A 24,484-nucleotide genomic window follows, 5' to 3' on the forward strand; every position below is an offset into this window, starting at 1 on the left:
GGCGCGACTGAAAAGGCGTGGCGGTGGCGCGGGCCGCCGACCCGGGAACTCGCCGCTCGTCAGAACTCGCCGCCCGTCACCCTTTCAGCCCGCTCCCGGTCAGGGGGACGACGACGTCGTCGTCGGCCGCGAGGGTCCCGCGCTCGCGGAGCGCCCGGAGCGCGGCCGGCGCGACGGCGCAGGTCGGCTCGGTGTAGAAGCCCGCCCGGTGGAGCCGGTCGAGCTCGCGCTCCGCCGCCGACTCCGTCACCGCGAGCGCGTCGCCGCCGGTCTCGGCGACGGCGTCGAGGATCTCCCCTTTCCGAACCGGCTCCGCGATCTGGATCCCGTCGGCCGCCGCGTTGACGCGTCCGTCGGGGTGGGCGGCCTCCGGCCCGTGCAGCTCCCGGACGATCGGGGCGACGCCGGCCGCCTGCGCGCCGAACAGTCGCGGGACCGAGTCGATCCAGCCGGCGCGTTCGAGCCGCCGGAACCCCCGGTACGCGCCGAGGAACAGCGTGCCGTGGCCGAGCGGCGTGACGACCGCGTCCGGGGCCTCCCAGCCGCGCTGGGCGGCGATCTCGTAGGCGACCGTGGCCGTCCCCTCGAAGAAGGCCGGGTTCCAGGCGTGGCTGGCGTACCACGCGGCGGCGCCGGGACCTCCGCCACCTTCGCCCGCGTCGCCCTCGCCGTCCTCACTGCCCGCGTCGCCCTTGCCGCCTCCACCGAGCGCGGCGACGCAGGCGTCGGTCACGTCGCTCCGACCGCCCTCGACCCGGACCGGATCCGCCCCGGCGCGGCGGATCGCGCGGAGCTTCGACTCCTTGACGTCGGCCGGCACGTACACCGCGGCGTCGATACCGGCCCGGGCCGCGTACGTCGCGATCGCCGCGCCGGCGTTGCCGGACGAGTCCTCGACGACGCGGTCGACGCCGAGCTCCCGGGCGCGCGTGAGCGTCGTCGTCGCGCCCCGGTCCTTGAACGATCCGGTGGGGAAGACGTACTCCAGCTTGAACTCGGCGTTCCACTCCGCTCCGTCGGGCCCGGTGTCGCCCCGCGAACCGTCCGATTCGCCTCGCGGCCCGTCGGCGTCGACGAGCGGGGTCATCCCCTCGCCGAGCGTCACCCGGTCGGCGGGGTCGTCGCCGACGGCGAGGAACGCCGCGAACGCCCAGAGCCCGTCACCGGCTGGGAGGGACTCGCCCGCTTCGGCGTCCGGGGCCGGGCGATCCGGGATCGGCGGGTCGGCGAAGTTCAGGGGGGCGCCGCACTCGCAACGCCACCGGTCGGCGACGGTCCGACCGCACTCGGGGCAGGCGAGTCGCTCGGGGGCGTCGTCTCCTCCCGGGCTCGCTTCCCCCGCGTCCGGTCCCGTCTGGTCGTCGTCGGTCCGCATCAGTAGCGGTCGACGTTGGTGCCGACCGAGCAGACGTACTCGCCGGCGGCGACCTGCGGGAGCCGCCTGGTCCGCCAGAAGATCCCGTCGGCGTCGGCGGTCACGCGCCCTTTCAGCTCGCCGAAGGTGTCCGTCACTTCGAAGAGGGCGTCGCCGGCCTCGACGCGCTCGCCGAGGTCGCGCTCGAATCTGACGAGCCCGCCCGCGGGGGACCCGTACTGGTCGAACCCGCGCGCCCGGACCTGCCGTTCGACGTCGGCGCCGCCGTCGAGGAAGCCGTAGTGCCGGAGCACGTTGAACACCCCATCGACGCCGTATCGGATCGACTCCTCGTCCCAGCCGACGGCGCCGCCGAGCTCGGGGTCGATCGTCGGGATCCCGTGCTCCGGCCCGGCCCGCGCGAGCTGACCGTCCGGGCCCTTGATGTCGAGGACGTGCCCGCAGCCGAACACCTTCGCGAGCTCCAGGCAGTCGCCGTGGAGGTGATGGCGAATTCCGCACCGCACCCGCGTCTCGTTTATCATCCGGCTGGTCGATCCCTGGTGGAGGTCTAAGATGAGGTCCGCGCGCTTCGCCGCCTGGAACGTCGCGTGGGCGATCCGCTCGCTCGTCGTCCCGTCCTCGTCGCCGGGGTACCCCCGGTTCATTTTCCGGTCGTCGATCGGGTTCCGATGCTCCGCGACCTGAAAGCCGAAGTAGTTGACGATGCCGACGACGAGGACCGCGCCGGACAGCTCCGTCGGGTCGATCCGCGGGACGACGCGGTTGACGACCCCGAGCCCGTTGAGCTCGTCGCCGTCGCTGACCGCCTGCACGTACAGCGTCTCTCCGTCCGTCGCGCCGTTGATGACGGCGACCGGCAGCCGCACGGGGCTCCCGTCCCGCGTCTCCCCCACTTCGAGACGGCCCGTGTCCGTCTCGCCCGGCGGGGCGCGGGCCGTTCCAAGCGTGATCATTACGCGAATGTGGGTCGGGCGCCCCTTTATCCGTTCGGTCCACGGCGATTCACCGACACAAGCTTTATCGCCGTCTCGGTCAACAAACCGGTACCGAGCGCCGCGTTCGCCGGGCGCCCGGGACCGGCACGCGCTCCGTCGCGCCGGACCCGCCCCCGGCGATCCGGCACCCCGGCCGGCGGTCGGGTGCGGTCCCACACACATGAGCATCGACATCGACCCGCTGTCTGCCGACGCCGGACTCACGGTCACGGACCACATCGAGAACACCCAGTTCGAGGTGTACACCGACCGGGCGGTCGACCCGGTCGCGACCCCCGAGCAGGCGCACTACTTCCCGGTCGACGCCAGCGTCACCGTCGAGACCGCGTCGGTCGAGATCCCCCGGGTCACCATCGTCGAGACGCGCGCCGGCGACGGGACCCTCCTCACTCGGGGCGACTCCTACGCGATGCCGTCGGACCAGTACCATGTCGGGATCGACCCCGCGCCGACCAAGTTCTACCTCGCCTTCGAGTCCGGCTTCTCGGTGTCGACGACGGACCGAACCACCCGGATCGACCTCGATGCCCCCGCCGAAGTCGCGCTCGGGTTCCGCTCGCTCCACCAGGTGCCCGCCGGGACGATCGAGACGCCGACCGACCCCGAGTCGCTGATGGACGCCGTGTCGCTGCTGGGCTCCGCGCTCCAGACGACGAGCCCGGAGCGGTCGTTCCCCACCCTCCGGGGGCACCCGCCGCTGATCGAGGCGGGCGACGAGCTCCGCGTCCCGGACCGGATCGAACCGCCCGACTCCGGGGTCCGGATCGTCGTGCCGCCGACCTACGAGCACCTCTACCCGATCGTCTCGCTGGCGTACTACCTCGCGGCCGACGTCGTCCCCGGGGACGCGCCCCGGATCGAGGGCGACGGTTGGAGCCACCCGCTGGAGCCGGACTTCGAGCGCCGGGCCGCCGAGGCGCTCCGGCAGTCGTTCCACTTCGACTGCCTCGCCCGCACCGAGGGGTTCTACCCGGTCGACCTCCACGAGCGCGAGACGACGGACCTGGACCTCGACTGGGGCCGCCTGTACGACCTGCCGCTCGCGGAGCGGCTGGGCGAGTACCTCGACGTACCGTTCCGGCGGGTCGAGCCCGAACTCCCGCAGTGGACGCTGACGACCGACGTGCGCCCCGATCCCGAGAACGTCGAGATGCTCCCGTTCGTCGCCGGGGAGCTGTCGGTCGTCCGGTCTCCCGAGACGGTCACCCCGGTGACCGCGGGCGAGGGCGGCGGGGTCGGTCTCTTCCGCGCTCCGAGCGCCGACTCGGCTCCGCGCTCGACGCCGCTCGGTCCCGACGAGTTCGTCCGTGGCGGCGCCGGGACCGAGCCCGTCCGTGGCGGTGCCGGAACCGAACCCGTCCGTGGCGCCGACGCCGGCGTCTCCCGCGGCGCCGACGCCTCGACCGACCGCAGCGCGGTCCCCGCGGACGCCGACTTCGTGCAGCCGGAACCGGTCGACACCGTCGAGCACGCGTGGGTCGGCGAGGGGGTCCCGCTCGACGCCAACAAGGCCACCCTCGACGCGTACTACCGCCGGCTGGAGGCCGGTCAGGTCGAGCAGTCGCGGATCTCCGTGCTCGTCGTCTGCAACGACGAGCAGATGCGCGAGGAGGGCGAGGTCGCGGACCTGTACGGTCTCCGCGACATGGTCCAGTTCGACATCGAGGTGCGCCACGACCTCACCCGCGCGGAGATGCGCGACGTCCTCGAGTCCGACGTCGACTTCCTCCACTACGTCGGCCACGTCGACCACCGCGGGATGCAGTGTACCGACGAGTACCTCGACTTGACCGACGAGGACCTCGACGTCGGCATCAGCGCCTTCCTGCTCAACGCCTGCCAGTCGTACCGGCAGGGCGAGGCGCTGGTCCACCGCGGTTCCCGCGGCGGCATCGTCACTCTCTCCGACGTGGCGAACTCCCCCGCGACGCAGCTCGGTCGCATCATCGCCCGGCTGATGAACGGCGGCTTCAATCTCCGGACCGCGCTGAACGTCGCGAAGCGCGAACTGATCACCGGCTACCAGTATATCGTCGTCGGCGACGGTGGGACGACGATCTGTCAGAGCCAGAGCGGGACGGCTGCAGTCGTCGAGGTGCACAACGGTGGGCCACCGTGGGACTTCTCGATCAAAACGTACCCGAACGGCCCTTACGGCGTTGGAACGCTGACGACTCCGAACACCGGATCGGATACGGCTAACTACTACGTCCCGAGTAATATCGATCTGCAAAATGTACGTGAGTCGGAACTCAAGACGTTTCTCAATCTTGAGGTGCTTCCGGTCTTTACCGAATCGGGACTCGTCTGGAGTGACGAATTCGACTGATTACGGCCCGGCGGTCGACGAGAGGGCGCCCGCCGCCGCGGGCGCCGCCTGCGTCAGCAGGAGGAGCGCGGTGAACAGGACGCCGGCCATCTTCGGGTGCTCTGCCACGTATTCTGCAACACTTTCGTGCATATTACACAAGATATCGCATGTAATTAAATCACACATTATTGTGCGCCAACCATTTTCTGATATTTGAATACTCAAGAGTTATAAACAAACTCGGCAACGATCGAGCCGATCGGCGCCGCACCGCCTCGCTCGGCCGTATCATCGGTGTATTAAAGGGCGTTTCGGCGCAGTTATCAGCATGGGAAAGGCGGACGACGTCGACCTCCTCGACCCGTTCCGTCAGTTCCTCTCGCTGCGGCGGGACGTGCTCGTCCTGTCGCTCGCGATGTTCGCGTTCAGCCTCGGCTTCCAGATGACGAACCGGTACGTCCCCGAGTACATGTCCGCGTTGGGGGCGAGCGCGTTCGTCATCGGGCTGTTCGGGACCGTCGGAAACGTCATCGGCGCGGTGTACCCGTACCCGGGCGGGCGGCTCTCGGACCGGATCGGGTCGCGGCTCGCGCTCACGCTGTTCGGACTGTTATCGAGCCTCGGGTTCGGCGTGTGGCTCGTCGCGCCGACCCTCGGGACCGTGCGGTTCGCGGGCGTCGTCTTCGAGCCGTGGATCTGGATCTTCGTCGGGCTATTCTTAGCGCAGGCGTGGAAGTCGTTCGGGCTCGGCGCGACGTTCGCGATCGTCAAGCAGTCGGTGCCGCCGGAGCGGCTGGCGCGCGGGTTCGCGAGCACCGAGGTGTTCCGCCGGACCGCGTTCCTGATCGGCCCGCTGATCGCGGCGGGGATCATCCAGTACGCGGCCGACTTCACCGTGAGCTTCCAGTACGTGCTCGCGGTGGCGCTCCTGTTCGGCGTTGTCGCCACCGCGCTCCAACACACGCTCTACGACGCGAGCGAGGACACGCTCGGCAAGGAGTTCGAGGGGGTAAGCGAGGTGGTCGAGGACCTCCGGAGCCTCCCGCCCGAACTCCGCCCGCTGCTCGTCGGCGACACGCTCGTGCGGTTCGCGAACGGAATGGTGTACGTGTTCTTCGTCATCGTGATCACGCAGTTCCTCGAGGTCGGCCTCGACGTCGGCCCCCTCTCCCTGTCGCCCGCGGCCTTCTTCGGCGTGCTGCTGGCGATCGAGATGTCGGTCGCGCTCGTCTCTATGCCGCCCGCGGCGCGCGCCGCGGAGCGGGTGGGGCTCAAGCCGGTCGTCGCGCTCGGCTTCCTCGTGTACGCGGTCTTCCCGGTGCTCCTCATCAACGTCCCCGCCGACGCGCCCCTGACCGCGCCGCTCGTCGTCGCGCTGTTCGCGTTCTCCGGCCTCCGGTTCGCCGGGCTCCCCGCGCACAAGGCGCTGATCGTCGGCCCCGCAGAGCGCGACACCGGCGGTCGCGTCTCGGGGTCGTACTACCTCCTCCGCAACGCGGTCGTCATCCCGAGCGCGGCGCTCGGCGGCCTGATCTACGGCGGGTTCTCGGTGCCGGGAACCGGGCTCTCCGTCGCGGGGGATCCCGTCGTCGCGTTCGGGCTCGCGAGCGCGATCGGGCTCGTCGGCGTGGCCTACTTCGCGCTGTTCGGCGAGGAGTACGACGCGTACGCCTGACCGTCGGCGGAGCGGTGGTTCGAGACGGCGCGCCCCGGTCGCCCCGCCGTTTTTCACCTCCCGCGACCGAGAGCGGGTATGACGGACACCGCCGCCGCGATACGGGAGGCGTTCGAGCACACCGACTACGACCTCGGCGACGTCGCGGTCAACCGGCAGCAGGTGCGAGTCCCGGTGCTCCAAGAGGGGGCCGACCCCGACGCGCTCCGCGCGGTGATCGAGGAGGCGCTCGGCGCGGACGCGGTCGTCGGCGTCACCGTGAGCACGGAGACGATCGACGGCGAGGACACCATCGGGACGGTGGTCTCGTTCCAGCACCGGCCGTGACGCGGTACGATTAAGCGTGCGGTACCCGTAGCCACCGCGTATACGATGACGGCCGACCACGGACACGACGGCGCACAGTACCTCGCCGGGTCGCCGGTCCGTGTCGCGGTCCTCCGGACGCTCCGGCGGGAGCCGCGTCGCCCGGCCGCGCTGACGGACGCGGTCGACGCGACCCGGACGACGGTCCAGCGGATCCTCGGGGGATTCCGCGAGCGCGACTGGGTCGTCAAACGCGACGCGACCTACCGCGTGACGCCGACGGGGGAGCGCGTCCACGACGCGTACGAGGCCCTGTTGGACGAGGTTGAGCTCGCCGACCGGTACGGGGGGTTCGCCGCCGACCTCGAACGCGTGGGCGCCGAGTTCCCTCCGGAAGCGCTCGACGCCGGCGAACTGACCGTCGCGACGGACGGGAACCCGCTCGCCGCGGTCGACCGGATCACCGAGCTCCTCCGCGAGGGCTGCGGCGCCGAGATCCGCGCGGTCTCGCCGATCGTTATCCAGCAGTTCAACCGGGCGGCCGCGACCGCGCTCGACGCCGGCGCGGAGGTCGAGCTCGTCATCGACCGCGACGTCGTCGAGGCGTCGATCGCCGACTTCGGGCCGGCGACCGACCGAGCGCTCGACGACGACGACGCGACGGTCTACGTCTCGCCGGAGCCGATCGAGTACGGCGTGTTCAGGTGCGACGACGTCGCCTGCGTGACGGCGTACGACCGCCGGAACAACCCCCGATGCGTGCTGGAGTCCACGGACCCGGCGGTGGTCGAGTGGGTCGACGACCGGTTCGAGTCGTTCGTCGCCGACGCCAGCCGGCTGTCAGCCGTCGTCGAGAACGCCTGATCTGAGGCGATTACGCCTCGGTGTCGCCGTCGGAGTCCCCCGGGGACTCGCGGTCGTCGTCGCGGCGGTCGGGATCGAAGTTGGCGGGGACGACCGTCGGGTGGTCGATGCCGACGGACGGGGTGCTCGCGCTCATAGCTCTGTCTGGGCGTACGCGACGCACCGACTAAAAATTACTCATGGGCATAACGCATCCCGCCCGCGGGAGGGTATGTTCAGTGGTTATCCGATTCTCCTATTTCGGGGCTACTCGCCGAACTCGTCGGCGTACAGGTCCTGCGCGTGTTCGATCGCCGCTTTCGCGGCCGCCTTGTCCTCCCAGCCGAGGGTCTCGACCTCTTTCCCGGCCTCGAGGTTCTTGTACGTCGAGAAGAACTCGTCTATCTCGTCGCGGATCTGCTGGGGGATGTCCGCGAGGTCCTCGATGTGGTCGAAACGGGGGTCCTCGGTGGGCACCGCGATCACCTTGTCGTCCTGCTCGCCGTCGTCGTCCATCTTCATGAGCGCGACGGGGCGGGCCTCGACGACGCAGCCGGGGAACGTCTGGTCCTCGACGAGCACCATCACGTCGAACGGGTCCTCGTCGTCGTAGTACGACTGCGGGATGAAGCCGTAGTCGTACGGGTAGTGGACGTTCGAGTGGAGCACGCGGTCGAGGACGACGCCGGGGATGTCCTTGTCGTACTCGTACTTGTTCCGCTCGCCCTTGAGACACTCCACGACCGCGTAGATCTCGTCGGGCGCGTCCGGACCCGTCTCGAGTTCTTCCCAGAGGTTGACCATGTGCCAGATATTCGGTCCAAGGGTCGCAAAGTCCTTTCGGGTTCCCCTCGCCGTCGCGACCTCGGCGAGGCCGGAGCCCCGTCGACGTGACCCCCGCTTTTGATCGATCGTCTCGTCGATCCGGCCGTTTCGGAGCCCCGTTCCTCGACCGACATCCGGCCGGTTTACCAGTTGATCAACTGTCAATTTCCACCCGAACCTTCCGATTCGTCTGATAGATCGTCACGGATGCGTCTCGTTGACCGGCGATCACTCGGATGCGGCGGTCGGTCCGTATCGGCGGCGTCGCATCCGATAGCTCCGATATCGGGGGTATCAGGGGTTTCTTCCGCAGCTAGGTATTTAAACACCGACGAACCTTGAGAAAGGTTATAAGTTCGGCTTCCCTTCAGTCAACTATGTCAGAGGCACAAGCAGTTACTGACACGGAGGCAGCGCGACCGGCATCGGACCTAACGGCGTTCCAACAGAACATCCTCGCGATTCTGTCGGAGGAACCCATGTACGGGCTCGCCATCAAGCGCGAGCTGGAGGCGTACTACGGCTCCGAGGTCAACCACGGGCGGCTCTACCCCAACCTCGACGACTTGGTCGAGGACGGGCTCGTCGAAAAGAGCGAGCTCGACAAGCGGACGAACCAGTACGAGCTGACCGAGGCCGGCCACGACGCGGTCCTCGGACAGCTGGAGTGGGTCCTCGACCGGTTCGTTACCGACGAGGCGCGCGGCGACGAGATTCGCGCGCTCCTCGGCGAGTAACGCCCGAAGGCCCCGCGGGACGCACCGGCGAGAGACCGACGCAATTCTGGCACACGCACGCGCGGTGAAAACCGCGCGCTTCCGACTTCCCGAGCGACGGCGCCGTCGTCGCTGACGCCGCGACCGCCGATCCGGGGCTCGACTACGGCGAGTCCGGCCCGTCGACCTCGGCGGCGACCGACTCGATCACCGTCAGCGACTCCTCGACGGCGGCGAGCTGCTCGTCCGTCGGCCAGCCGTTCCGCGGTAGGTACTCCTCCCGGAACTCCTCGCGCACCGCGGGCGCGGCGTCGTCGACCGCGCGGACGTAGTGATTGCTCATGAACGCCGCGAAGCTGCGGGCGGTGTCGGCGTGCGGCTCGCCGTGCGCGTCGGCGACCGCGTCGGCGACCGCCTCGTTGTAGGCGGCGATCTCGTCGTAGCGGTCGGCGTCGCCCGGCCCGGACAGCGACACCTCGACGGCCCGGTCGGTGGTCTCGATCCGGTCGAGCTGCACCGTCCCGTCGGCCATCCACTCGTCGGGGTACAACACGAGGGTGTCGTCGTCCTCGCGGAGCCGCGGGACGTAGTCGTGACCCGCGACGAGTTCGTCGCGGCGCTCGCGGTAGAACGCGGCGGCGGCGTCGTCCTCGGTCCGCCGGGCGAGCCGCGTGAGCCGCTCCGCCTCGTCGACGACCTCGACCGGCACGTCCGGGACCCGATCGTCGTCGCTCGCGCCGTCCTCGGCCGCGTCCCCGTCACCCTCGGGCTCTTCGGCCGCCATCACCTCTCGCGCTCGTTCCTTCGCCCACTCCGGGGGTTCGTCGTTAGTTCGCGTCATCGAGTGCCTCGTTCGCTAGATCGTCGGCGCGCGCGTTTATCTCCCGCGGAACGTGGCCGATCGACCACCGGTCGAACCGCGCTAACAGCTCTCTGGCGCGCACCCGCTTCTCGCGCAGTTCGGGGTCGTTGGCGTCCCACTCGCCGCGCACCTGCTTGACGATCAGCTCCGAGTCGCCGCGGACGTCGATCGCCTCGAAGCCGTACTCGTCGGCCGCCTCCAGCGCCCGGATCAGCGCGGCGTACTCGGCCTGGTTGTTTGTGACCGTCCCGATCCGCTCGCCGCCCTCGGCGACGACGCCGTCGGACGTGACGAGACACCAGCCGACCGCGCCGGGCCCGGGGTTCCCGCGGGAGGCGCCGTCGAAGTAGACGTGCGCGCGGCCGCCCCCCTCGCGGATGAGGTTCGTCAGCCGCGTCGGGTCGCTCCCCTGTACCACGACCTTGTCGTCGTACGCGACGGCGACGGCGCCCTCGCGCTCGGCGCGCCACCGCTCGTGGGCGGTGTTTCCCGGCTCGATCCGGACGCCGGCGTCCTCCAGACGGGTCCGCGCGGTCACCGGATCGCAGTCGATCGTCGGCATTCGTTCGCAGTCGTCGCCGGCGCGTCAAAGGCCTGTCCGTCGCCGGTGCGGTGAAGACCGTCCCTCGTCGGTGCGGTGAAGTCGGGTCCGTCGCCGGTGTGGTGAAGACCGTCCCTCGCCGGCGCCTCACCGCGCGGTCGGGCGATCCCCGTCTCTCACGAACTTTTAAGTTAATCCGTTAAGATAGTATATAAATGCGATGACACGGCCCACCCGGCAACGGGATCACGACCGGCAGCGTGTGCGGGACGAGGACGTCGACGAAAACGAAATTGACCCGGAAGAGCTGGACCCGGAGGAGTTAGACCCGGAGGACTTCGACCCCGCGGACCTGACGCGGACGGCGGACGGCGAACTGATTCACGAGGAGACCGGCCTGATAGTCGAAGAGGAACAGATCGATCCCGGCCCGGAGTGGCGCGCGTTCAATCACTCGGAGCGGCAGTCGAAGTCGCGCGTCGGCGCCCCGACGACGAAGACGATGCACGACAAGGGGCTGACGACGACGATCGACTGGAAGGACAAGGACGCGTACGGACGATCCATCTCCTCGAAGAAGCGCTCGCAGATGCATCGGCTTCGGAAGTGGCAGGAGCGCATCCGGACGAAAGACGCGGGCGAGCGCAACCTCCAGTTCGCGCTCTCGGAGATCGACCGGATGGCGAGCGCGCTCGGCGTCCCCCGATCCGTCAGGGAGGTCGCCTCGGTCATCTACCGACGCGCGCTCAACGAGGACCTCATCCGCGGTCGGTCGATCGAGGGCGTCTCCACCGCCGCCCTTTACGCCGCCTGTCGTAAGGAGGGCATTCCCCGGTCGCTGGAGGAGATCTCCGACGTCTCCCGAGTCGACCGCAAGGAGATCGGCCGGACGTACCGCTACATCTCCCAGGAGCTCGGCTTAGAGATGCGTCCGGTCGACCCGAAGAAGTACGTCCCCCGCTTCTCCTCCGAGCTCGAACTGAGCGAGGAGGTCCAGTCGAAGGCCAACGAGATCATCGAGACGACCGCCGAGAAGGGGCTCCTCTCCGGGAAGTCCCCGACCGGGTACGCCGCCGCCGCGATCTACGCGGCCTCGCTGCTGTGTAACGAGAAGAAGACCCAACGCGAGGTCGCCGACGTCGCGCAGGTGACGGAGGTCACCATCCGCAACCGGTACCAGGAGCAGATCGAGGCGATGGGGATCCACAGCTGAACGAAGCGACGGGGATCCACGACTAGGCGCCGGCGCGGGAGAGCGGCGCGGTGTTTTTCGGCTCGCGCGCACGTACCGTAACGCATGCTCGTCTGCGGGACGCACCGAGGGCTGTATCGGCTCGACGATCCGCTGGACGACCCGACTCGGGTCGCCGCGTGCGGGCGGGTCCGCGAGGTCGTCCGCAGCGGCGACGCCCGAATCGCCGCGACCGAGGAGGGGCTGCTCCGCTCGACCGACGGGACCGAGTGGGACCGCTTCGAGCTCTCCGAGGACCCGTTTTCCGTCCTCGCCGGTCCGGAGACGGTCCTCGTCGGCACCCGGCCGGTCGGCGTACAGCGGGCGGGCCCGGACCCGGAGACCGGGGACTGGCGGTTCGACCCCGTCGGCGACCTCGCCGCGCATCCGCACGGGGAACGGTGGCGCGACCGGGCGCCGGACGGCGAGCCGAGCGTCAGGACGCTCGCCATGCACCCGGACGACGGGGTCCTCGCGGGGCTCGAACCGGGCGGCGTCTACGCCTTCGGCGGGGAGTTCTGGCGGCGGTACGGCCGCGGCGTCCACGACGACGTCCACGACCTGCGCGTGCTCGGCGACGGCGGCGTCGTCGCCGCCACCGGGAACGGGCTCTACCGGACCGACGACGGCGACCGGTGGCACCGGCTCGACACCGACTTCCGCGACTTCTGGGCGAACTACTTCCGCGAGGCGATCGTCCACGGCGGGCGGCTCTACGCCGGGGCGAACCGCTGGGGGCCGGACGCGCCCTCGGGCGTGACACTCTCGGCGCCCGCGGACGACGGGGAGTTCGACGCCGATGCCGACCCCGTGCCCGCCGCCGACCCGGCGTTCGTGGTCTCGTGGGCTGTCACCGGGGACGCCCTCGTCGGCGGGACGCTGCGCGTCGACGACGACGGGTTCGCCGCCGAGGAGCCGGCGCCGCTGGTCGTGCGCGAGGACGGCGCGTGGAGCACCGGCGCGACGCTGCCGGCCGGCGTCACGTCGCTCGCGACCTGACCGCCGCCCGGCCGACGGCGACATCGTCAAGTCCGACTCGCCCCTAGCACCGGCGAATGCGTCTCGACGAGTTCATCGAGTTCGAGGCGAACGAGCGCGCCGAGCGGCGGCGCCTCGCCGCCGAGAAGGACTACGGCATCTTGGACCGCCTGGACTCCTTCGAGCGGCGCTTCGAGGAGCACGTCTCCGACGACGCCGTGGTCGGCAGCGTCTCCCCCTCCATCTTCGTCGGTCGCTCGGACTACCCGAACGTCTCGACCGGGCTGCTGTCGCCGGTCGGCCGCGAGGAGCGCGCGGCCGCGTTCGAGACCTCCGCGTCGTGGTACGACGAAGGGGTCTCCATCTCGGACGTGTTCGACCGCCGGACCAGCCTGCTCAACTCGGCGCGCGGCGTCGACGTCAGGGACGTCGGTGCGAGCGCCGACGCCGTGGGGGGCGTCTCCGCCTCCGTCACCGCGGGCGCCGACGCGGCCGCGAGCGTCCACGACGCGTGGAACGGCTGGGTCGGCGTCCAGCGGGAGGTCGCCATCGCCGACCGCCCGGTCGACGTGGAGATCGGGCTCGACGGGGCGCCCGACCTCGACTTCGACGTCGGCACGCAGGACATCAAGACGCCGACCGGACCCCGCGCGGCCGCCCGCACCGCGGAGCTCGGCGAGAACCCGCACGTCCCCCGCCCGATACAGAAGACCCTGGAGGACGACGACTGGCGCGCCGAGGGCGCGATGACGTACCTCTACCGCCGCGGGTTCGACGTGTACGAGATCAACACGATCCTCTCCGCGGGCGCGCTGGGGCGCGGAGAGAACCGCCGGCTCGTCCCGACGCGCTGGTCGATCACGGCGGTCGACGACACGGTCGGGCAGTTCCTTCGCGGCTCGATCCGCGATAACCCGACCGTCGACCGGATCGAGGTCCACCGCAACGAGTACCTCGGCAACGCGTTCTGGGTCGTTCTGGCGCCGGGGCGGTGGGAGTACGAGCTCGTCGAGATGAAGTCGCCCGGTTCGATCTGGAACCCGGACCCCGAGGCGGGCGTCTCCCTCGCGGCCGCCAGCGAGGGCCGCGAGGGCCGGACCGGGTACGTCGAGGAGACGGCCGGCGCCTACTACGCGGCCCGGCTGGGCGTCCTCGAACACCTCGACGACCGCGGGCGACAGGCGAAGGCGCTCGTCTTGCGGCACGTCTCCGACGACTACTGGGGCCCCGTCGGCGTCTGGCAGGTGCGCGAGGCCGTCAGGAACGCGTTCGACGGGGAGCGCGGGACCGCCGAGACGTTCGGCGAGGCGGTCCGCGGCGTCGCCGAGCACCTCCCGGTGTCGCTCGGTCGCCTGCGGCGGAAGTCGACGCTCGCGGCCGGGCTGCAGGCGAATCTCAGTGACTTCGCCGACGTCGGGTGAGGTCGCGGAGGCGACCGCGGGTCCCCGCCCCGATCGCTTTAGTCGCGTCACCGAGTGTGTGGCCTCATGGTTCCCACCGTCCCCGCGTTCGGCGGCGTTCCAGCCGGTCCCGAGCTCGTGATCATCCTGATCATCCTCGTCCTCCTCTTCGGCGTTCCAATCGTTCTCATCGCGGCAGGCGTGGTGTTCCTCAAACTGCGCTCTGATAGCGAGGAGGCGGACGCCGACCGCATCGCGGACCTGGAGGCGGAGGTCGAACGCCTCCGCGAGGAGGTGGACGACGAGCCGGACAGCCGCGACGGCGACGACGATGGCTTATAAACCCCGATGCGGTGGCGTCGCCGGTGCGTAGCGCCGGCTGTGAGCGAGAGCTTCGCTCTCGCCCCGCGAGCGGCTGCTACGGAGGGATTCACCGCGACGTGATTCGATGATAAATCCCGATCAGCGACAGCTCACGTTTGGGTAGAATCCCCAGACTCTCTGCCCGCGTCGCTCGCTCCCGTCGTCGTTAACACTCCGTATCAGTCCTCCGCCCAGTAGTACAGGTCCTCGCGCGGCGCGTCGCAGTTCGGGCAGCTATCGGGAAGCTCCGTCCCGATCTCGCCCATCTCGCCGCACTCCCAACAGCGCCACATCACGTAGGCGGTGCCGAACACGTCGCGGGCGTCGGTGAGCCCCAGTTGCCGTGACTCCGACGGCGACGTGACGTAGAAGCCGTCGTCGTCGACTCCTCGGACCGTCCCGAGTTCCTCGCCGTCCTCGTCGTACACCGGTTGTCCGATGCTCACGTCGGCGAATACGGGTTCTTCGGAGGCCATGCGCGGGGGTACGCACCGGTCCCTCATAAGTGTGGTATGTGGTCGCGTCCCACAGAAGAAGGAAGATCGATATCGTACCGATGCGACGCGGAGGCGAGGACTGAGACGCCGTCAGGCGACCGGCGTCCGCTCGACGACGGTCCCGTCGACGGTCGGGTACTGCTCGACGATCTCCCCCTCGTCGAGGTCGCCGTCCTCGATCATCTCCTCTAAGAGCCACCACGCGATCTCGACGTGGTCCGACTTGACGGTGTAGAAGTCTTCGGGGACGCCGAGCGACTCGAACCGCTCGGGGTCGGCGAACGCCTTTCCGTAGACGAGGGTGCCGTCGTCGGTCACCTCGTCGAACTCGCGGCGGATGTTCTTCGCCATCCGCTTGAGCCGGTTCCGGTGTTGGGCGGCGTCTTTGAACACCGACGTACAGAAGTACACCTTCTCGTGGCTCGCCATCTCGGAGACGATCGCGTCGTCCTTCGACCCCTCGACGGCGGACATGTGGCCCTCCTGTAGCTCGAACCCCTCCTCCTGCATCCGGCGGTAGTTACCGTCGGACATCTCGAACTCGTTGATGTTACAGAACTCAGCGGCGCCCTCGTCTAAGAACTCCAGGAACTCCGGCTCCGCGCGGATGCCGGGGATCTCGAAGGCGGGCGTGAGCCCCTCCTCCCGGGCGATGTACAGGATCTCCTCCCATTCGGTCCCGTGCATGTCGCCCCACAGCTCCACCGGCGGGTGGAAGCGGATCTCGTCGAGCCCCGCCTCCGAGAGGCGGCGCATGTTCTCGCGGCCCCCCGTGATCCCGGTGTACAGGTGCGTGTGGTGGTCTTCGCCGAACTCGTCTTTCAGCAGTTCGAGGTAGCGGGTCGTCTTCGCCATCGCCTCCTGCGGTTCGCCGCCGGTGATCGAGGTGCCGAGCGCGCTCATGCGCTTGGCCTCTTCGATCACGTCCTCGTCGGACTCCACCTTCCGCTCGTTTGCGTACACGTCCGTGACGTTCTTCCGGTTCTCTCCGAGGGGGCAGTAGAAACAGTCCCGCTGGTCGCAGTAGCCGTAGACGAACAGCACCATCTTACCGCCCTTGGCGCACTGTTCACAGCCCTTGGAGATCATCTGTCCCCTCCTACCGGCCGCGGCGTGAAAAAGCGTGCGAACTCCGCGTTCCCGGGAGAGGCGTTATCACGCCGGTGTCGCGGGCGCCGCGAGCGTGACGCGCCGGCGACCCGACCGCTCGGACCGGGCGAACACAAAGTATGTACCGCCCCCGACGCGACCGGAGGCCATGACCCGAGAGCCGACCGCAGACGAGAGAGCCGAGTCAGCCGACGCCGGGTCCGAGTCGGCCGACGCCGGGCCGTACACTCGCCGTCGCGCGCTCGCCGCCGGCGGTGCAGTCGCGCTCGCCGGCCTCGCCGGCTGCACCGCGCTCGACGTCGCCACCGGCGAGCCCGCCGAGTTCACCGCGGGGACCGCGACGGTCGCGGACGCGACGCTGTCGGAGAGCGGGTACGAGCTCAACGAGGTGACCGACCGGACCGTCTCGCGCGAGTTCGAGGTCGGCGGACAAACCCGAGAGGTCCGCGTGACGAACACCGTCGCCGAGTACGACAAGGCAGTCGAGCTGTTCGGCCAGCGCTACCAGGCCGCCGTCTTCGCCGCGGTGACGACGCCGCAGGTGCAGGTGCTCGGGCAGGCGCTCAACCCGATCGCCGAGATGAGCACCCGCGATCGAGCCGAGCTCATCCTGAACCGCTACGAGAACGTCGGCGACTTGGAGCGCGGCTCGGAGTACACGACGACGGTCCTCGGCGCCGACGCCGAGGTCGTCGTGTACACGGCCGAGGGAGAGATCGAGGGGACGGGGACGAGCACGGAACTGGAGCTTCACATCGGCGAGCCGGTCGCGGCCGGCGACGACTTCGTCCTCCCGCTCGCCGCGTACCCGGCCGCATTCAGCGACGGCGAGAACGTCCGCCAGATGATGAACGGGATCGAACACGAGCCGGCGTCGGGCGGGGACTGAGCCGACCCGACCGAGGAGACGCGACCGGCACACGGGCCGGAAACTCCCGCCCCCGTGCGCCGCCGCTCCGAGCCGAAAACATATGCCGGCCCCTCGCATAGCGTCGCGTAATGCTGTTGGTCCTCTGCGTCGACCTCGACGACGACCTCGGCCGCAAGACCGGGATCCCGACCCCGGTGATCGGCGCCGACGACGTCACGGAGGCCGCCGTCGCACTCGCGACGGCCGACCCGGAGGACTCGGACGTGAACGTCCTCTTCCAGGGCGTGAACGTCCACGACGAACTCGCGGCCGGCGGCGAGGCGGTCGAGGTCGCCGCCGTCACCGGCGTTGACGGGTCCGACGTGAAGGCGAACCGCGCGGTCGGGAAGGAGGTCGACCGCGTCCTCGCCGAGCTGTCGACCGGCGAGGAGGTCTCCGCGGTGGTCATCACCGACGGCGCGCAGGACGAATCCGTCCTCCCGGTGATCCGCTCGCGGATGCCGATCGACGGGATGCGACGCGTCGTCGTCCGGCAGGCGCAGGACCTCGAATCGCTCTACTACACGATCAAGCAGGTGCTCGCGGACCCGGAGACCCGCGGCACGATTCTCGTCCCCCTCGGCGTCCTCCTCCTCATCTATCCGCTGGTCGTCGTCGCGAACCTCTTCGACGTCGCCGGCGCGGCGGTCTTGGGGATCCTCTCCGGGCTCGTCGGACTCTACTCGCTGTTCCGCGGGCTCGGGCTGGAGGAGACCGTCGACGGGGCGGCCTCGACGGTGCGGAACGTCCTCTACACGGGGCGCGTGACCCTCGTCACGTACGTCGTCGCGCTCGCGCTGATCGTCGTCGGCGGCGTGCAGGGCGTCGAGACGGTCGAGACGGTCAGCGCTGTCCGCGGCGGGTCGATCACCGCCGGCGTGACGCTGGCCGCGTTCGTCCACGGGTTCGTCCAGTGGCTCGCGGTCGCCGGCGTCACCTCCAGCCTCGGTCAGATCACCGACGAGTACCTCGGCGGCCGGTTCCGGTGGCGGTACCTCAACGCCCCCTTCTACGTGCTCTCCATCGCGGTCGTGCTGTACGCCGTCTCCGGCTTCTTCCTCCCGGACGCGCGGGGGGTCACGTCGCTCGGCCTCCCGGACCTCGCGATGGCGCTCGCGGCCGGGACGCTCACGGCCGTGTTGAGCACGCTCGCGTTCGCCGTCGCGGAGTCGCAGCTCCCGTCGGCGACGGGCGTCGGCGAGCGGAAGAGCGGGTAGGTTGCGGGGCGGTACGGCGGCGGAGCGGCCGGGTCCGTTACCGGGGCGTCCACTCCTCGCAGGCGTCCATGTCGTCCATCAGTTCGTCGTGATGGTCGCAGTACGGCTGCATCCCCTGATCGGTCCGGACGTAGTCGAAGTGCGTGCAGTTCCCGCAGTAGGTGTCGCCGGGGCCGTCCCGCGCGGCGGCGTCGACGCCGGGCGAGACGTCGGCGCCGGCCCGCCCGTCTGAGCCCGGCCCCGCGGGTCCGTTCGGCCCGTCGGCGGGTCCCGCGTCGCCGAGGGGCGACCGGATGTCGGTGTCGGCCTCGCCGCCGTCGCTCACGCCGGCGGAGCCCCCCCGTCGCTCGCCCGAGACGCCTCCGGACGAGCCCGTGCCGAGACCGGTTCCCGAACTCGTCGTCGCCCCGTTCCCGGTCGTCGCGTCCGTCCGTCCCGCCCGGTCCGGTCGGTTCGTCTGCGTCTCCACGTCGCCGTCGGGGGTCCCGCCGAGGAGGCCGACGCCGCCCATCCCGTCGATCTGGTCGCGCTCGACCTCGATAATCTTCGTCTCGCCCTTGTGGGTCACCTCCATCGTGACGGTGCCCCCGGGGTCGTTGCGCGTCTTGAAGTTGGCGACGCCGACGAAGACGCTCCACAGCGCCGTCGCGGCGCCGACGAAGTACAGCCCCGCCGTCGGCAGCGTGAGGTCGGTCAGCTCCGGTCGCGGTCCGCTGACCCAGTGGTAGGGGTAGGCGTACGCGAACAGCGCGACGCCGAGGCACATCACGCTCGCCCCGACGACGGCGGCGACCCGCGTGTTGCGGTCCGCGGGGAGGACGGCCATCACGCCGAGCAACACCAGTGGGACGCCCACGCCGCCGAGCACGCCGCCGAGCCGCCGCGCCTCGCCGGAGCTGTAGCCGCTCGGGAGAGTGACCTCCGCGGCGACGAGGAGCCCGACGACGAGGAGCAGTGTTCCGGCGACGAACGAGCCCACGCCGAGGTAGAGCCGACGCGGGTCGACCTCGGAGCGTCCCCGTCCGCCGTACGCCTCCGAGAGACTGGTCATACGCCGCCTACGTCGTCCTCCCTGAAAACAGTATGTCAGACGTTCGCCCGCGGCGACGGACGGGGCGGCGATTGCGGGGGTGACGGCGCCGCCGGAGGCCCCCGACATCGGCGCGTCGCCCTCCGACATCGGCGCGTCGCCCTCCGACACCGGCGCGTCGCCCTCCGACACCGGCGCGTCGCCTTCCTACACCAGCGCGTCGCCTTCCTACACCAGCGCGTCGATGTCGACGTGCGCGTCGAGCAGCTCCGCCATCCGATCGACGGTGCGCGCGTCTCGGGTCCGGCCGCTGCGGACGATCCCCTCGGCCCGATCGATCGCGGTGACGGTGTCGGTGTTGAGCGCGAGGACGGGCTTGCCGGCGTCGGCGGCCTTCCCGAGCACCGCGCCCGAGGGCCGGTGTCCCCCCGTCAGGACGAGGCACGCGACGCCCGAGGCCTCGAGCGCGGCCGTCTGGACGTCCGCGCGGTCGCCGCCCGTGATGACGGCGGCGTCGCGGGCGCGCCGGAAGTACCGCAGCGCCTCGTCGCCGCCCATCGCGCCCACGAGGAACCGCTCGACGAAGCCGTCGGTCGGGGCGTCGGTGAGCAGCTCGGCGCCGAGCTCGTCGGCGAGCTCGCCGACGGTGACGCCCGCGAGCTCCTTCTCGTGCGGGATCGCGCCGAACACGGTGATCCCTCTCGACTCGAGGAACGGGATCCCGTCCTGGTCGAGCGAGTCGAACGCGTCGTCGGAGACCTTGTTGAAGACGACGCCGGCGAGCCGGTCGCCGAAGGCGTCGGCGGCCGCGAGCACGTCGTCGAGGTCGTTCGGCGAGCCGTACCCCGCGACGAGCACCACCCGCGCGTCGAGCAGCTCGGCGATGTCGACGTCGGTGAGGTCGACGACGCCGCCGGTGGTCCAGCTGGCGGCGCCCTCGACGAACATGTGGTCGCGCTCGGCCGCGAGCTCATCGTACTCCTCGCGGACCCGGTCGCGGAGCGCGTCGGGGTCCTCGGTGCCGCGGATCGCGCCCTCGACGAACGTCGGCGAGTAGACGACGGGCTCCATCTGGTGCATCTCGGCGTCCAGGCCGAGCACGTCGCGGGCGAGCATCGGGTCCTGGTCGAGCGTCTTGCCGACGTTCGACTGGAGGCGGGTCCCCTTCGGCTTCATGTAGCCGACGCTGCGGTCGCGGTCGGCGGCGAGCCGAGCGAGCGCGACGGTGATCGCTGTCTTTCCGGCGCCTTCTCCGGTCGCGGTGACGAGTGTCGTGGTGGTGTCTGTCATTGGTCGAGTTCCTCCGGGTCAACGGTGAGTCTCACGTCGACGGCGGCGGCGTTCGCCCCGTCGGCGTCGGGCAGTGCGACGAGCGGGTTGATGTCGAGTTCGAGGATGGCCGGGAAGTCGGTGACCAGCTGCGAGAGCCGACCGATCGTCTCGATCACGGCGTCGACGTCGACCGGGTCCCGGCCGCGGGCGCCGCGCAGCAGCGGCGCCGACTGGATCTCCTCGGTCATCTCGCGGGCCTCCGGCTCCGAGACGGGCGCGACGCGGAAGGTGGTGTCCTCCATCACCTCCACGAAGATGCCGCCGAGCCCGAACATCAGCAGCGGGCCGAACTGCGGGTCGCGGTTCATGCCCACGATAGTCTCGACGCCGTCCTCCAGATCGACCATCTCCTGGACCTGCACGCCGAGCACGGTCGCGTCCGGCTGGTAGTTGCGCGCCCGGGTGATCAGGTCCTCGTAGGTGTCCGCCACGTCCGCGTCCGAGACGCCGACGGCGACGCCGCCGATGTCGGACTTGTGGAGGATGTCCGGCGAGACGATCTTCATCACGACGTCGCCGTCGACGCCGGCGGCGACCTCGGCGGCGCGCTCGGGCGTGTCGACGATCTCGCCGTCGGGCGTGGGGATCCCGTACGCGTCCAGCAGCTCCATCGCCTCGACGCCGAGGCGGTTGTCGTCGCGGTCGCGCACCGTCTCCAGGATCCCGCGGGCGCGCTCGCGGTCGACGTCGAAGGACATCGGGTCGTCGTACTCGCGCTCCCTGATGTCGCGGTACCGCGCGAGCGTCGCGAGGCTTTCGATCCCGCGCGCCGGGTCGAAGTAGCAGGGGATCCCCCGCGCCTGGAGCTGCTGTTTCGGCTCGCGCGTCCGGTCGCCGCCCATCAGACAGGCGGCCACGGGGGCGTCCATCTCCTCGCTGACCGCCTCGATGGCGTCCGCGAGGTCTGCGAAGTCGATCGTCGCCGTGGGGGCGGCCAGCACGAGGGCGGCCCCGACGTTGTCGTCGGCGACGGTGATTTCCAGGGCCTCGCGGAACCGCTCCACGTCGGCGTCGCCGATCACGTCGACCGGGTTGTGGATGTTCGCCTCGTCGGGCATCGACTCGGCGAGCGCGTCGCTCGTCTCGGCGGTGAACGACGCCATGTCGAGGTCGGCGTCGCCGACGGCGTCGGTCGCCATCACGCCGGGGCCGCCGGCGTTGGTGACGATGGCGACGCTGTCGGTGTCCGGGAGCGGCTGGCTCCCGAGGATACCGGCGGAGTCGAACAGCTCGTCGACCGACTCCGCGCGGATGACCCCGGCCTGATCCAGGCCGGCCTCGTACGCCTTGTCGGAGCCGGCGAGCGTGCCGGTGTGCGAGGAGGCGGCCTGCGCGCCGGCGCTCGTCCGCCCTGACTTCACGGCGACGATCGGGGTGTCCTGCGTCGTCTCGCGGGCGGTCTCGATGAACTCGCGGCCGTCCTCGATCCCCTCGAGGTAGCCGATGATCACGTCGGTCTCCTCGTCCGACCCCCAGTGGTCGACGAAGTCCGTCTCGTCGAGTACGGCCTTGTTGCCGAGCGAGACCACGTCCTTGAAGCCGATCCCGTTGTCGTTGGCCCAGTCGAGGACCGCGGTGACGAACGCGCCCGACTGGCTCATAAAGGAGAGCCCGCCGGGGAGCGCGTTCTCCGGGCCGAACGTCGCGTTCATGCCCGAGGGCGTCGACATGATCCCCAGGCTGTTGGGGCCGACGAGGTTGAGGTCGTACTCGTCGGCTATCTCCGCGAGACGCTGCTCCCTCGCGGCCCCGTCCTCCCCCGTCTCGCCGAACCCGGCGGTGATGACGACGACGTTCCGGACGCCCGCGGCGCCGCACGCCTCGATCGCGTCCAACACGATCGAGGGCGGGACGACGATCACGGCGACGTCGGCGTCGGCGTCGGCCACCTCGTCGACGCAGGGCGTCCCGAGCACCTCGTCGTAGTTCGGGTTGACGGGGACGGTGTCGCCGTCGAAATCGTCGAGGAGATTCGACGTGACGGCGCGGCCGACGGCCCCCTCGCGCGACGTCGCGCCGACGACGGCGACCCGATCCGGGTCGAACAGCTCGTTGAGCGTACCCATCAAGGTGAATCTACGCGAACCTGTGGCTTAAGATCCGTGGGAGCGTCTTCGGTAGCGGAGTCAATAACGAACGACCGTTCGGAATCGTCTGGGTCGGACGAGGACCGTCCGCGGATCGGCGCGGTTCGTCCCCGTCCTCAATCGCTCTCCGACCCGCTCCCCGCTCCCGGACCGACGTCCTCCAGACCGTCGACTTCTTTCCCGGCCGCGTGTCCCGTGACGTCGCTTCCGGCGTTCGCGCGTCCCACCGCCGTCTCGGGTCGCCCGGGCGGTCTCGCCGTGAGCGACTCCTCGCCCGCCTCCCGGCCGACGCTCGGGACGGTGAGCGTGACGACGTTGCCGTCCGCGTGCGTGTCGAACGAGAGGTCGCCGCCCGATCGGTTCGCGACCCAGTACACGAGCCAGAGCCCCATCCCGCCCGTGTGGCGCAGGTCGTCCATCTCCCACCGGTCGGTGATGACGTACCGCTCCTCCGGGGGGATGGGCGGGCAGTTGTCGCGGATCGAAATACCGACCGACTCCGTCGTCTCGGTCACGTCGACCCGAACCCGCGGCGTCGACTCCGCGTGTTCGATCGCGTTCTCGACGAGCTCGGCGATCGCGTAGTCGAGCTCCGGATGCGTGAACGCCCGCACGCCTCGCGGGTACGAGACGGAGAGGCTCGCGACGGGATCGCCGTCCGCGGTCGCGTCGGGGTCGCGGTCCCGGTCGGTGGTCGGCTCGAAGCCGTTCGGCTCGACGTCGGCCGCTCCGTCGGCGGTCGGTCCGCGGTAGCTGACGTCGATCTCGCCGCGGCCGTCGCAGTCGTCGACGACCATGTCGAGCGCCGCTTCGACGACGGGGGCGACCTCCACCGACTGCGGCGAGCCGCGCTGGCGAAGCAGGTCGATGACCCCGCGCTGCTTCTCGGCGGTCGTCAGCAGATCGGAGGCGACCCGCCGAACCGTCTCGGCGTCCTCCGCGAGCGCCGCTCCGAGTTCGGCCAGCTCCTCCGGGTCGGTCGGGGGGGTCCCCGCCCCCTCGCTCTCCCACGCCTCCGGGTCGAACGCGTCCGCGGCCGCCACGCGGTCGACGATCCGCTCCGCGGTGCCGTCGACGATGTTCATGTCGTTGCGGAGCGTGTGACGGAGCAGGTTGTCCATCACGGCGAGCTGTCGCTCGCGGCGGTACTCGTCGGTGACGTCCTGCGCGAACCCGGTGACAGCGACGACCTCCCCGCTCTCCACGACCGGCTCGCCGGGCACTCGAACCCACCGGGTGGTCCCGTCTTCCGTCCCGAGCCGGTAGTCGATCAGCGCCGACTCGCCCGCCGAGAGCCGCTCCATCGCTCGTTCGACGTACGGTCGGTCGTCGGGGTGGACCGCGTCGAGGAAGCTCTCCGGGTTCCGACGGAGCCGGTCGGGGGCGACGTGGAACACGCTCTCGACGGCGTCGTTGATGAACAACAGCTCGGACCAGTCCGCGGAGAACATCCAGAACACGTCCGGAGACACGGAGGCGATCGTCTCCAGGCGCCGCCGCGACTCCACCTCGCGGGTCGCGTCGCGGGAGGTCAACACGTAGCCGTCGACGCCCGTCTCCCCGGGGGTGTGAACCCGCGTCCGGAGCCACACCCACCCGCCGTCCGCGGTGGCGTACCGGTACTCGATCGGTTCGTCCGGGTCGACCTCGCCGGCGACGACCGCCGCGAACGTCTCCCTGAGCCGTCCCTCGTCTTCCGGGTGGACGAGATCGAACGCGTCCGTCCCGACGAGCGCCTCCGGGTCGAACCCGATCACGTCGGTGGCGGCCGCGTTCAGGTGCCGATAGATCCCGTCTTCGTCGAGGACCACGACCTTGTCCTGAGCGAGGTTCAGGAGGGTCTCGGGATCCGGACCGGCGTTCATACGGTACGGGTT

General features: G+C 70.2%; 24 protein-coding genes. 11 read left to right on the plus strand and 13 right to left on the minus strand.

What is annotated here, in order from left to right; genetic code table 11:
- Positions 1-76: 76 nt before the first annotated feature.
- Both DJ81_RS12270 and DJ81_RS12275 read right to left on the minus strand, forming a co-directional pair.
- Positions 77-1,375, minus strand: a complete 1,299-nt coding sequence (locus DJ81_RS12270; protein WP_094589931.1) for a pyridoxal-phosphate dependent enzyme — start codon at positions 1,373-1,375, stop codon at positions 77-79.
- Positions 1,375-2,331, minus strand: a complete 957-nt coding sequence (locus tag DJ81_RS12275; RefSeq protein ID WP_094521878.1) for a succinylglutamate desuccinylase/aspartoacylase family protein — start codon at positions 2,329-2,331, stop codon at positions 1,375-1,377. Before DJ81_RS12275 ends, DJ81_RS12270 begins: the two co-directional genes overlap by 1 nt.
- Before the next feature lie 202 nt (positions 2,332-2,533).
- Here DJ81_RS12275 and DJ81_RS12280 point away from each other — a divergent pair, with 202 nt between their 5' ends.
- Positions 2,534-4,702, plus strand: coding sequence for a caspase family protein (locus DJ81_RS12280; RefSeq protein ID WP_094589933.1), 2,169 nt, complete (start codon positions 2,534-2,536; stop codon positions 4,700-4,702).
- Here DJ81_RS12280 and DJ81_RS19805 read toward each other — a convergent pair whose 3' ends face one another.
- Entirely contained in the window at positions 4,703-4,834 is a 132-nt protein-coding gene (locus tag DJ81_RS19805) for a hypothetical protein (protein WP_254921630.1), read from the minus strand.
- Between the two features lie 178 nt (positions 4,835-5,012).
- Between DJ81_RS19805 and DJ81_RS12285 the strand changes: the two genes are divergently transcribed.
- The 3 genes from DJ81_RS12285 (at position 5,013) to DJ81_RS12295 (ending at position 7,529) form a co-directional block, all read left to right on the plus strand.
- Positions 5,013-6,359, plus strand: coding sequence for an MFS transporter (locus tag DJ81_RS12285; protein ID WP_094589935.1), 1,347 nt, complete (start codon positions 5,013-5,015; stop codon positions 6,357-6,359).
- Positions 6,360-6,437: 78 nt separating this feature from the next.
- The gene (locus DJ81_RS12290; protein WP_094589937.1) at positions 6,438-6,686 is read left to right on the plus strand and encodes a hypothetical protein; all 249 of its coding nucleotides are present in this window, start codon (positions 6,438-6,440) and stop codon (positions 6,684-6,686) included.
- A 45-nt stretch (positions 6,687-6,731) separates the two neighbouring features.
- Entirely contained in the window at positions 6,732-7,529 is a 798-nt protein-coding gene (locus tag DJ81_RS12295; protein ID WP_094521874.1) for a winged helix-turn-helix domain-containing protein, read from the plus strand.
- 10 nt (positions 7,530-7,539) lie between these two features.
- On the opposite strand, the gene DJ81_RS19810 is transcribed toward DJ81_RS12295, so the two are convergent.
- Together DJ81_RS19810 and DJ81_RS12300 are read right to left on the minus strand one after the other, a co-directional pair.
- A complete protein-coding gene (locus DJ81_RS19810; protein ID WP_254921631.1) occupies positions 7,540-7,665 on the minus strand; it encodes a hypothetical protein in 126 nt (41 codons plus the stop codon).
- Positions 7,666-7,775: 110 nt separating this feature from the next.
- The gene (locus tag DJ81_RS12300; protein WP_094521873.1) at positions 7,776-8,312 is read right to left on the minus strand and encodes an inorganic diphosphatase; all 537 of its coding nucleotides are present in this window, start codon (positions 8,310-8,312) and stop codon (positions 7,776-7,778) included.
- A 398-nt stretch (positions 8,313-8,710) separates the two neighbouring features.
- Between DJ81_RS12300 and DJ81_RS12305 the strand changes: the two genes are divergently transcribed.
- Positions 8,711-9,070, plus strand: a complete 360-nt coding sequence (locus DJ81_RS12305; RefSeq protein ID WP_094521872.1) for a PadR family transcriptional regulator — start codon at positions 8,711-8,713, stop codon at positions 9,068-9,070.
- Between the two features lie 142 nt (positions 9,071-9,212).
- Here DJ81_RS12305 and DJ81_RS12310 read toward each other — a convergent pair whose 3' ends face one another.
- Together DJ81_RS12310 and rnhA are read right to left on the minus strand one after the other, a co-directional pair.
- Positions 9,213-9,890, minus strand: a complete 678-nt coding sequence (locus DJ81_RS12310; RefSeq protein WP_094589939.1) for a hypothetical protein — start codon at positions 9,888-9,890, stop codon at positions 9,213-9,215.
- A complete protein-coding gene (gene rnhA / locus DJ81_RS12315) occupies positions 9,877-10,473 on the minus strand; it encodes a ribonuclease HI (protein WP_094526999.1) in 597 nt (198 codons plus the stop codon). The genes DJ81_RS12310 and rnhA overlap by 14 nt, the downstream gene beginning before the upstream one ends.
- Before the next feature lie 199 nt (positions 10,474-10,672).
- On the opposite strand from rnhA, the gene DJ81_RS12320 reads away from it, so the two are divergent.
- The 4 genes from DJ81_RS12320 (at position 10,673) to DJ81_RS12335 (ending at position 14,403) form a co-directional block, all read left to right on the plus strand.
- Positions 10,673-11,665 (plus strand): transcription initiation factor IIB family protein, encoded by a 993-nt coding sequence (locus DJ81_RS12320; RefSeq protein ID WP_094521869.1) that lies wholly within the window; start codon positions 10,673-10,675, stop codon positions 11,663-11,665.
- An 84-nt stretch (positions 11,666-11,749) separates the two neighbouring features.
- Positions 11,750-12,682, plus strand: a complete 933-nt coding sequence (locus DJ81_RS12325; protein ID WP_094589941.1) for a hypothetical protein — start codon at positions 11,750-11,752, stop codon at positions 12,680-12,682.
- 56 nt (positions 12,683-12,738) lie between these two features.
- The gene (locus tag DJ81_RS12330) at positions 12,739-14,082 is read left to right on the plus strand and encodes an Nre family DNA repair protein (protein ID WP_094526996.1); all 1,344 of its coding nucleotides are present in this window, start codon (positions 12,739-12,741) and stop codon (positions 14,080-14,082) included.
- A gap of 66 nt (positions 14,083-14,148) precedes the next feature.
- Entirely contained in the window at positions 14,149-14,403 is a 255-nt protein-coding gene (locus DJ81_RS12335; protein ID WP_094589943.1) for a preprotein translocase subunit TatA, read from the plus strand.
- A gap of 200 nt (positions 14,404-14,603) precedes the next feature.
- Here DJ81_RS12335 and DJ81_RS12340 read toward each other — a convergent pair whose 3' ends face one another.
- A complete protein-coding gene (locus tag DJ81_RS12340; RefSeq protein ID WP_094521865.1) occupies positions 14,604-14,900 on the minus strand; it encodes a PRC-barrel domain-containing protein in 297 nt (98 codons plus the stop codon).
- Positions 14,901-15,011: 111 nt separating this feature from the next.
- The gene (locus DJ81_RS12345; protein ID WP_094521864.1) at positions 15,012-16,010 is read right to left on the minus strand and encodes a radical SAM protein; all 999 of its coding nucleotides are present in this window, start codon (positions 16,008-16,010) and stop codon (positions 15,012-15,014) included.
- A gap of 169 nt (positions 16,011-16,179) precedes the next feature.
- Between DJ81_RS12345 and DJ81_RS12350 the strand changes: the two genes are divergently transcribed.
- Together DJ81_RS12350 and DJ81_RS12355 are read left to right on the plus strand one after the other, a co-directional pair.
- Positions 16,180-16,920, plus strand: a complete 741-nt coding sequence (locus tag DJ81_RS12350) for a DUF6517 family protein (RefSeq protein ID WP_094589945.1) — start codon at positions 16,180-16,182, stop codon at positions 16,918-16,920.
- 110 nt (positions 16,921-17,030) lie between these two features.
- Positions 17,031-18,158, plus strand: a complete 1,128-nt coding sequence (locus tag DJ81_RS12355) for a DUF373 family protein (RefSeq protein WP_094521862.1) — start codon at positions 17,031-17,033, stop codon at positions 18,156-18,158.
- A 37-nt stretch (positions 18,159-18,195) separates the two neighbouring features.
- Here the strand turns inward: DJ81_RS12355 and DJ81_RS12360 are convergent, their stop codons facing one another.
- The 4 genes from DJ81_RS12360 to DJ81_RS12375 all read right to left on the minus strand — a co-directional run bounded on the left by DJ81_RS12360 (position 18,196) and on the right by DJ81_RS12375 (position 24,472).
- Positions 18,196-19,209, minus strand: coding sequence for a hypothetical protein (locus DJ81_RS12360; protein WP_094589947.1), 1,014 nt, complete (start codon positions 19,207-19,209; stop codon positions 18,196-18,198).
- 207 nt (positions 19,210-19,416) lie between these two features.
- Positions 19,417-20,478, minus strand: coding sequence for a phosphotransacetylase family protein (locus tag DJ81_RS12365; protein ID WP_094521860.1), 1,062 nt, complete (start codon positions 20,476-20,478; stop codon positions 19,417-19,419).
- The gene (locus DJ81_RS12370; protein WP_094557863.1) at positions 20,475-22,586 is read right to left on the minus strand and encodes an acetate--CoA ligase family protein; all 2,112 of its coding nucleotides are present in this window, start codon (positions 22,584-22,586) and stop codon (positions 20,475-20,477) included. The genes DJ81_RS12365 and DJ81_RS12370 overlap by 4 nt, the downstream gene beginning before the upstream one ends.
- Positions 22,587-22,723: 137 nt before the next feature.
- On the minus strand, positions 22,724-24,472 hold the full coding sequence (locus DJ81_RS12375; protein WP_170938314.1) for a PAS domain-containing sensor histidine kinase: 1,749 nt from the start codon (positions 24,470-24,472) through the stop codon (positions 22,724-22,726).
- Positions 24,473-24,484 lie beyond the last annotated feature (12 nt).

The organism is Halorubrum sp. Hd13 (assembly GCF_002252755.1).
GTDB lineage: Archaea > Halobacteriota > Halobacteria > Halobacteriales > Haloferacaceae > Halorubrum.

Excerpts from the sequence above, each read along its gene's own strand:
- DJ81_RS12270 (WP_094589931.1), bottom strand. The coding sequence starts at position 1,375 with ATGCGGACCGACGACGACCAGACGGGACCGGACGCGGGGGAAGCGAGC.
- DJ81_RS12275 (WP_094521878.1), bottom strand. The coding sequence starts at position 2,331 with ATGATCACGCTTGGAACGGCCCGCGCCCCGCCGGGCGAGACGGACACG.
- DJ81_RS12280 (WP_094589933.1), top strand. The coding sequence starts at position 2,534 with ATGAGCATCGACATCGACCCGCTGTCTGCCGACGCCGGACTCACGGTC.
- DJ81_RS19805 (WP_254921630.1), bottom strand. The coding sequence starts at position 4,834 with ATGCACGAAAGTGTTGCAGAATACGTGGCAGAGCACCCGAAGATGGCC.
- DJ81_RS12285 (WP_094589935.1), top strand. The coding sequence starts at position 5,013 with ATGGGAAAGGCGGACGACGTCGACCTCCTCGACCCGTTCCGTCAGTTC.
- DJ81_RS12290 (WP_094589937.1), top strand. The coding sequence starts at position 6,438 with ATGACGGACACCGCCGCCGCGATACGGGAGGCGTTCGAGCACACCGAC.
- DJ81_RS12295 (WP_094521874.1), top strand. The coding sequence starts at position 6,732 with ATGACGGCCGACCACGGACACGACGGCGCACAGTACCTCGCCGGGTCG.
- DJ81_RS19810 (WP_254921631.1), bottom strand. The coding sequence starts at position 7,665 with ATGAGCGCGAGCACCCCGTCCGTCGGCATCGACCACCCGACGGTCGTC.
- DJ81_RS12300 (WP_094521873.1), bottom strand. The coding sequence starts at position 8,312 with ATGGTCAACCTCTGGGAAGAACTCGAGACGGGTCCGGACGCGCCCGAC.
- DJ81_RS12305 (WP_094521872.1), top strand. The coding sequence starts at position 8,711 with ATGTCAGAGGCACAAGCAGTTACTGACACGGAGGCAGCGCGACCGGCA.
- DJ81_RS12310 (WP_094589939.1), bottom strand. The coding sequence starts at position 9,890 with ATGACGCGAACTAACGACGAACCCCCGGAGTGGGCGAAGGAACGAGCG.
- rnhA (WP_094526999.1), bottom strand. The coding sequence starts at position 10,473 with ATGCCGACGATCGACTGCGATCCGGTGACCGCGCGGACCCGTCTGGAG.
- DJ81_RS12320 (WP_094521869.1), top strand. The coding sequence starts at position 10,673 with ATGACACGGCCCACCCGGCAACGGGATCACGACCGGCAGCGTGTGCGG.
- DJ81_RS12325 (WP_094589941.1), top strand. The coding sequence starts at position 11,750 with ATGCTCGTCTGCGGGACGCACCGAGGGCTGTATCGGCTCGACGATCCG.
- DJ81_RS12330 (WP_094526996.1), top strand. The coding sequence starts at position 12,739 with ATGCGTCTCGACGAGTTCATCGAGTTCGAGGCGAACGAGCGCGCCGAG.
- DJ81_RS12335 (WP_094589943.1), top strand. The coding sequence starts at position 14,149 with ATGGTTCCCACCGTCCCCGCGTTCGGCGGCGTTCCAGCCGGTCCCGAG.
- DJ81_RS12340 (WP_094521865.1), bottom strand. The coding sequence starts at position 14,900 with ATGGCCTCCGAAGAACCCGTATTCGCCGACGTGAGCATCGGACAACCG.
- DJ81_RS12345 (WP_094521864.1), bottom strand. The coding sequence starts at position 16,010 with ATGATCTCCAAGGGCTGTGAACAGTGCGCCAAGGGCGGTAAGATGGTG.
- DJ81_RS12350 (WP_094589945.1), top strand. The coding sequence starts at position 16,180 with ATGACCCGAGAGCCGACCGCAGACGAGAGAGCCGAGTCAGCCGACGCC.
- DJ81_RS12355 (WP_094521862.1), top strand. The coding sequence starts at position 17,031 with ATGCTGTTGGTCCTCTGCGTCGACCTCGACGACGACCTCGGCCGCAAG.
- DJ81_RS12360 (WP_094589947.1), bottom strand. The coding sequence starts at position 19,209 with ATGACCAGTCTCTCGGAGGCGTACGGCGGACGGGGACGCTCCGAGGTC.
- DJ81_RS12365 (WP_094521860.1), bottom strand. The coding sequence starts at position 20,478 with ATGACAGACACCACCACGACACTCGTCACCGCGACCGGAGAAGGCGCC.
- DJ81_RS12370 (WP_094557863.1), bottom strand. The coding sequence starts at position 22,586 with ATGGGTACGCTCAACGAGCTGTTCGACCCGGATCGGGTCGCCGTCGTC.
- DJ81_RS12375 (WP_170938314.1), bottom strand. The coding sequence starts at position 24,472 with ATGAACGCCGGTCCGGATCCCGAGACCCTCCTGAACCTCGCTCAGGAC.